Origin of the sequence: Actinophytocola sp. (genome assembly GCF_050699915.1) — a bacterium.
In the GTDB taxonomy this organism is placed as follows: domain Bacteria; phylum Actinomycetota; class Actinomycetes; order Mycobacteriales; family Pseudonocardiaceae; genus Actinophytocola.
Map to the genome: position 1 here is coordinate 1 of NZ_JBOHGA010000302.1, position 6,216 is coordinate 6,216.

Consider the following 6,216-nt stretch of genomic DNA (forward strand, 5'->3'; position numbering starts at 1 on the left):
CCCCAGGTCGCCGCGAGCGAGCTGGTCTGGTCGACGGCGCGGTCGAGCGCCGCGGCCAGATCGGCCAGGTCGCCGCCGGTCCGCTGCCCGTCGCCGTGCTTGCCGGTGTCCGCAGCCGCCCCGCCGCTGTCCACGCCCGACGCGCCGCCGTACCCGCCCGGTCCGCCGGCCGACCCGGCAGCCACGCGGTCTCCCAGCCCGGTCTGGGCGTCGGACATGGCGTCGGCCATCGCGTCGGACATCGCGTCGGACATGGCGTCTGACATGGCGGCGGCGAGCTCGGGCCGCACGTCGAGCGCGGCCCACAGGCCGGTGGCGTCGAAGACCCGCAGCACGGTCGCGTCGGCCGTCACCACCCGCAGCGCCGCCCCGCGCGCCTCGACCGCCGACTTCGCCTCGAGCAGGACCGACAGGCCGGAGCAGGCGAGGAACGTCGTGTCGGACAGGTCGCACACCAGCAGCCGGGCTGCCGGGTCGGCGGCCGACGGCGCCAGCGCGGCGGCCAGCGCGTCGCGGTTCGCGAGGTCGATCTCGCCGTCCGCGGACACGATCACGACACCCGCCGCCGGCGCGTACATCCGCAGCGTGAGCTGAGCGTCGGGAGTGGCGAACTCGTGCCGAATCGCGCGCAGCCTCGGGCGCGGCGAGGGTACCGGCTCAGCCATTCGGGCCTCCAGCTATGTCGAGGCACACGGCTGACTGCGTAACCGTGAAGTCGCGATCACATTAGCTCTCCCGAGCCGTCCGGGGGAAGACTCACCCGCGGGCCGCCTGACCGGCCGGTTCCTTCTAGGGTCGCAGGTATGCGGCGGCTGCTGGAGTGGACGGTCCTGGTTCCCGTGCTCGCGATCGTCGCGCTGGCGCTGACCTGGGGCGGCGACCCCGGCGCAGTGCTCGTCGGGGTGGTGGCGGTGCTGCTCGCCGGGTCCGTGCTCGCGGCCGTGCACCACGCGGAGGTCGTCGCACACCGGGTGGGGGAGCCGTTCGGGTCGCTGGTGCTCGCGGTCGCGGTCACCGTGATCGAGGTGGGGCTGATCGTCACGCTGATGATCTCCGGCGGCTCCGAGTCGGCCACGCTCGCCCGGGACACGGTGTTCGCCGCGCTCATGATCGCCACCACCGGGATCGTCGGGCTCTCGCTGCTGGTCGGCGCCCGCCGCTACGGGGTGGCGATGTTCAACGCCGAGGGCAGCGGCGCCGCGCTCGCCACCGTGACGACGCTCGCCACGCTGAGCCTGGTGCTGCCGACGTTCACCACGAGCGAGCCCGGCCCCGAGTTCTCGCCGGGCCAGCTGACGTTCGCCGCGCTGGCCTCGCTCACGCTGTACGCCACGTTCGTGACGACCCAGACCGTGCGGCATCGGGACTTCTTCCTGCCGGTCGCCCAGGAGGGGGTGCCCGGCAGGGACGAGCACGCCGACGAGCACGCCACGCCGCCGACCAACCGCGCGACGCTGACCAGCCTCGGGCTGCTGCTGGTGGCACTGGTCGCGGTCGTCGGGCTGGCGAAGGTCGAGTCGCCGGCCATCGAGGAGGCGGTCGCGGCCGCCGGCTTCCCGCCGTCGTTCGTGGGCGTGGTGATCGCGATGCTCGTGCTGCTGCCGGAGACGCTGGCCGCCGTCCGGGCCGCCCGCCGCGGCCGGCTGCAGACCAGCCTCAACCTGGCCTACGGCTCGTCGATCGCCAGCATCGGCCTGACGATCCCGACGATCGCGCTGGCGTCGGTGTGGCTGGAGGGTCCGCTGGTGCTCGGCCTCGGCCCGGTCCAGATGGTGCTGCTCGGGCTCACCGTGGTGGTCAGCGTGCTCACCGTGGTGCCCGGCCGGGCGACCCGCCTGCAGGGCGGCGTGCACCTGGTGCTGTTGGCCGCGTTCGTGTTCCTCGCGATCAACCCCTGACCGGGCCGCCCACCCCGGAAAGGGCCGCCCGGTCGCGTGGATCGACGAACGACTGTCCGGCGGCGGTTAGTCTCTGGTCGTGCCGACCTACGTCGCGTTGTTGCGCGGGATCAACCTGGCTGGCAAGCGCCGGGTGGCCATGGCCGACCTGCGTGCCTGGCTGACCGAGCTGGGCTACGCCGACGCGCGGACGCTGCTGCAGAGCGGCAACGCGGTGTTCCGCACGTCGAAGCGGCCCGCCTCGGTTCGCCGCGAGCTCGAGGAGCGGCTGGCGGCCGGCGCGGGGTTCGCGGTCGACTGTGTGGTGCGCACGGCAGACGAGCTGGGTGCCGTCGTCGAGGCCGACCCGCTCGGCACCGTCGCCGACAACGGCTCGCGCTACCTCGTCTCGTTCCTCGACCGGCCCGCGGTCGCGCCGGACATCGCCGCGGACGCCTTCGCCCCGGAGCTCTTCCACGTGGGGGCGCACGAGGTGTACTTCTGGGTCCCCGAGGGCATCCAGCGCTCCCCGCTGCTCGCCGCCTTCCCCGCCCGCAAGGGCGAGGTGGCCACCATGCGCAACTGGAACACCGTCACGAAACTGCTGGCCATGGCCCGGGCCTGACCCCGGACTGTCCACACGGCACCTCTACGATCTGGCCACATGCCCGGCCTCAGCCTGATGACCTTCAACATCGGCAGCCCCTCGGAGGAGCGCGCCCACCGCCAGCTGGCCTGGCTCGCGACGCGACCCGAGGACATCTTCGTGCTGACCGAGACCAGAGCCTCCGACGGCTGCCGCCACCTGGCCGACGCCTTCCGCACGGCCGGCTACGCCGTGGTCTACCCGAAGCCGGGGCCGACCGAGTACGGCGTGATGATCGTCAGCAGGCTGCCCGTCCAGGTCGACCCGATCGGCGCACACCTGCCGTTCCTCCAGGAGCGGGTGGCCGGCGTCCTCGTCTCCACCGGCATGGGACTCGTCCGCGTGCTCGGCGCGTACGCGCCCACCCGCGACGCCACCGCGGACCGCACCGAGCGCAAGCGCCGCTGGCTGTCCGGGTTCTCCGCCGCCCTCGGCGGCTGCGGCCTCACCGACTCCGGCGCGGAGACCGTCCTGCTCGGCGACCTCAACGTGATCGAGCCCGACCACGAGCCGAGCTACACCACGTTCCGCTGGTTCGAGTACGACTTCTACCGCGGCCTGACCGACCGGCACGGCCTGGTCGACACGTTCCGGCACGCCGAGCCCGACCTGGTCGAGCACAGCTGGATCGGCCGCACCGGCGACGGCTACCGCTACGACCACGCGCACTGCACGAAGAAGCTCGCCGCGGACCTCGAGGAGTGCGAGTACGTCCACGAGCCGCGCACCACCCGGCTCTCGGACCACTCGGCGCTGTCGGTGACGTTCGCCTGCGCGCCGACCGCGGAGCTCACCACGATGGACCCCTTCGAGGCCGCGAGCCCACCAACCTTGTTCTGAGCAGCCACTTGTCAGTCTTTGGATACCGTCCGGGGGTATGGTAACGTCGGCCGCGAACTTGCACAGCGAGCGATTCGGGAGATGTCGTGACGACCTCCACCTTCACGGTGACCGGAATGACCTGCCAGCACTGCGTCGGCGTGGTGCGCGAGGAGGTGGGCCAGATCCCCGGCGTCACCGAGGTTGACGTCGACCTGCCCACCGGCACGGTGACCGTCACCAGCGAGACCCCCGTCGACTCCGAGGACATGCGCGCCAGGGTGGACGAGGCCGGCTACGAGCTGGCGAGCTGACATGGCCGGCTCGGGCACGGCACGCAAGCTCGGCGGCTTCGGGATGGTCCTGGCCGTCTTGTTCGCCGCCGCGTACGGCGTCGGCCAGGTGGTCGGGCCGGCCGCGGCCGAGCCGGAGCCCGAGGCGGCTCAGCACGAAGGCATGGGCGGCGGCGAGACCGGTGGACACAGCGACGCCGAGCCTGACGCCGAGCCTGACGCCGGACACGACTCTGGTCACGACGCCGAGGCCGCCGCGACGCCCGCGGGGCTCATGGTCACCGCGGACGGCCTGACGCTCGACGTCCTGAGCGACGGCCTGCGCGCCGGTGGCAGCGCGGACTTCGCGTTCCGCATCCTCGACGACCACGGCGAGCCGGTCACCCGCTTCACGCCGACGCACGACAAGCTGATGCACCTCGTGCTCGCCCGGCGTGACCTGTCCGGCTACCGGCACGTGCATCCGACGATGGCGGCCGACGGCACCTGGCGGGTCCCGCTCACCTTCGTGGCAGCGGGCGACTACCGCGTGTTCGCCGACTTCCAGCCTGCCGGCCGCGACGAGGGCACCACGCTCGGCGTGGACGTCGCGGTGTCCGGCGCCTACCTGCCGACTCCGCTGCCCGAGCCGGCCCTCATCGCCGAGACCGGCGGCTACCGCGTGACGTTGTCCGGCAAGCTCGTCGCCGGCACCTCCAGCAGGCTGGTGCTCACGATCGAGAAGGGCGGCGTGCCGGTCACCGACCTGCAGCCCTACCTCGCCGCGTACGGTCATCTGGTGGCCCTGCGCCAGGGCGACCTCGCCTACCTGCACGTCCACCCGGACGAGGCGAGCAGTCCCGGTCCGTCGGTCGCCTTCCACGCGGAGGTGCCCTCCGCCGGCACCTACCGGCTGTACCTCGACTTCAAGCACGGCGACGTGGTTCGCACGGCCGAGCTCACCGCGACCGCCGCACCGCAGGGGGAGAAGTGATGGTCGACCTCGTCATCGGTGGCATGACCTGCGCGTCCTGCGCGGCCCGCATCGAGAAGAAGCTGAACCGGCTCGACGGCGTCGAGGCCAGCGTCAACTACGCGACCGAGAAGGCCATGGTGTCCGCGCCGGAGTCGGTGACCACCGACGTGCTGGTGGCCGTCGTGGAGAAGCTGGGCTACACGGCCACGCTCCCGCGCACCGAGCCGGAGCCCGCCGAGGAGGAGACCGCGAACACCGAGCTGCGGGCGCTGCGCACCCGGCTGCTGGTGAGCCTGGTGCTGTCGGTGCCGGTGGTCGCGATGGCGATGTCGTCGTGGCTGCAGTTCGAGTACTGGCAGTGGGCGTCGCTGGCGCTCGCGGCGCCGGTCGTGGTGTGGGGCGCGCTGCCCTTCCACCGGGCGGCGTGGCTGAACCTGCGGCACGGCTCGGCGACCATGGACACGCTGGTCTCGATGGGCACGCTGGCCGCGTTCGCGTGGTCGCTGTACGCGCTGTTCCTCGGCACCGCGGGCGTGCCGGGCATGACCCACCCGTTCCGGCTGACGATCGAGCGGACCGGCGGCGCGGGCTCCATCTACCTCGAGGTCGCGGCCGGCGTGACGACGTTCATCCTCGCCGGCCGGTACTTCGAGGCGCGGGCCAAGCACCGGGCCGGCTCGGCGCTGCGCGCGCTGCTTTCGTTGGGCGCCAAGGACGTCGCGGTGCTGCGCGGTGGGCTGGAGACCCGGGTGCCGATCGAGCGGCTGGCCGTCGGCGACCTGTTCGTGGTGCGACCGGGAGAGAAGATCGCGACCGACGGTGTCGTCGAGGAGGGCACCTCGGCGGTGGACGAGAGCATGCTGACCGGGGAGTCGGTGCCGGTCGAGGTCGGCCCGTCCGCGCCGGTGGTCGGCGCGACGGTGAACGCCGGCGGACGGCTCGTCGTGCGGGCGACCCGGGTCGGGTCGGACACGCAGCTCGCGCAGATGGCCACGCTGGTCGAGCGGGCGCAGAGCGGCAAGGCGCCGGTGCAGCGGCTCGCCGACCGGGTGTCGGCGGTGTTCGTGCCGATCGTGATCGGACTTTCCCTTGCCGCGCTCGGGTTCTGGCTCGGCGCGGGCGCGTCGGCCTCGGCGTCGTTCACCGCGGCGGTGGCCGTGCTGATCATCGCCTGCCCGTGCGCGCTGGGGCTCGCCACGCCGACCGCGCTGCTCGTGGGGACCGGCCGGGGTGCGCAGCTCGGCATCCTGATCAAGGGCCCGGAGGTGCTCGAGTCGACGCGCCGGGTGGACACGGTCGTGCTGGACAAGACCGGCACGGTGACCACCGGCCGGATGTCCCTTGTGGACGTCGTGCCCGTCGATGGAGTGCCGGCGGAGCAGCTGCTGCGTCTCGCGGGTGCGCTGGAGGACGCGTCGTCGCACCCGATCGCACGTGCGGTCGCCACCGCGGCGGCCGAGCGGCTCGGCTCGCTGCCCGCGGTGACCGGGTTCGCCGCGGTCGACGGGCTCGGCGTGCGCGGCGAGGTGGAGGGCCACGCCGTCGCGGCCGGCCGGACGCACGCGACGAACGACTGGCTGCCGGCGCTGCCCGAGTCGCTGACCGAGGCGAAGGCGGGCGCCGAGG

General features: G+C 73.1%; 7 protein-coding genes. 6 read left to right on the forward strand and 1 reads right to left on the reverse strand.

The genetic code is table 11. The features are described 5' to 3' along the window. Positions 1-665: anti-sigma factor antagonist (locus ACRDSK_RS30840; RefSeq protein ID WP_431444917.1), on the reverse strand; the 665-nt coding region annotated here is incomplete at its 3' end. Between the two features lie 138 nt (positions 666-803). On the opposite strand from ACRDSK_RS30840, the gene ACRDSK_RS30845 reads away from it, so the two are divergent. The 6 genes from ACRDSK_RS30845 to ACRDSK_RS30870 all read left to right on the forward strand — a co-directional run. Then, positions 804-1,898, forward strand: coding sequence for a calcium:proton antiporter (locus tag ACRDSK_RS30845; protein ID WP_431444918.1), 1,095 nt, complete (start codon positions 804-806; stop codon positions 1,896-1,898). A gap of 79 nt (positions 1,899-1,977) precedes the next feature. Then, positions 1,978-2,502 carry a DUF1697 domain-containing protein gene (locus ACRDSK_RS30850; protein WP_431444919.1) on the forward strand — a complete coding sequence of 175 codons (525 nt, stop codon included), beginning with the start codon at positions 1,978-1,980 and terminating at the stop codon, positions 2,500-2,502. Between the two features lie 39 nt (positions 2,503-2,541). Further along, the gene (locus tag ACRDSK_RS30855; RefSeq protein WP_431444920.1) at positions 2,542-3,363 is read left to right on the forward strand and encodes an endonuclease/exonuclease/phosphatase family protein; all 822 of its coding nucleotides are present in this window, start codon (positions 2,542-2,544) and stop codon (positions 3,361-3,363) included. 86 nt (positions 3,364-3,449) lie between these two features. Beyond that, positions 3,450-3,656: a heavy-metal-associated domain-containing protein gene (locus ACRDSK_RS30860; protein ID WP_431444921.1), complete on the forward strand. Its 207-nt coding sequence runs from the start codon at positions 3,450-3,452 to the stop codon at positions 3,654-3,656. 1 nt (position 3,657) lies between these two features. Then, positions 3,658-4,608, forward strand: a complete 951-nt coding sequence (locus ACRDSK_RS30865) for a hypothetical protein (protein WP_431444922.1) — start codon at positions 3,658-3,660, stop codon at positions 4,606-4,608. Next, the coding region (locus ACRDSK_RS30870; protein ID WP_431444923.1) for a heavy metal translocating P-type ATPase at positions 4,608-6,216 on the forward strand (1,609 nt) is incomplete at its 3' end. The genes ACRDSK_RS30865 and ACRDSK_RS30870, both read left to right, overlap by 1 nt.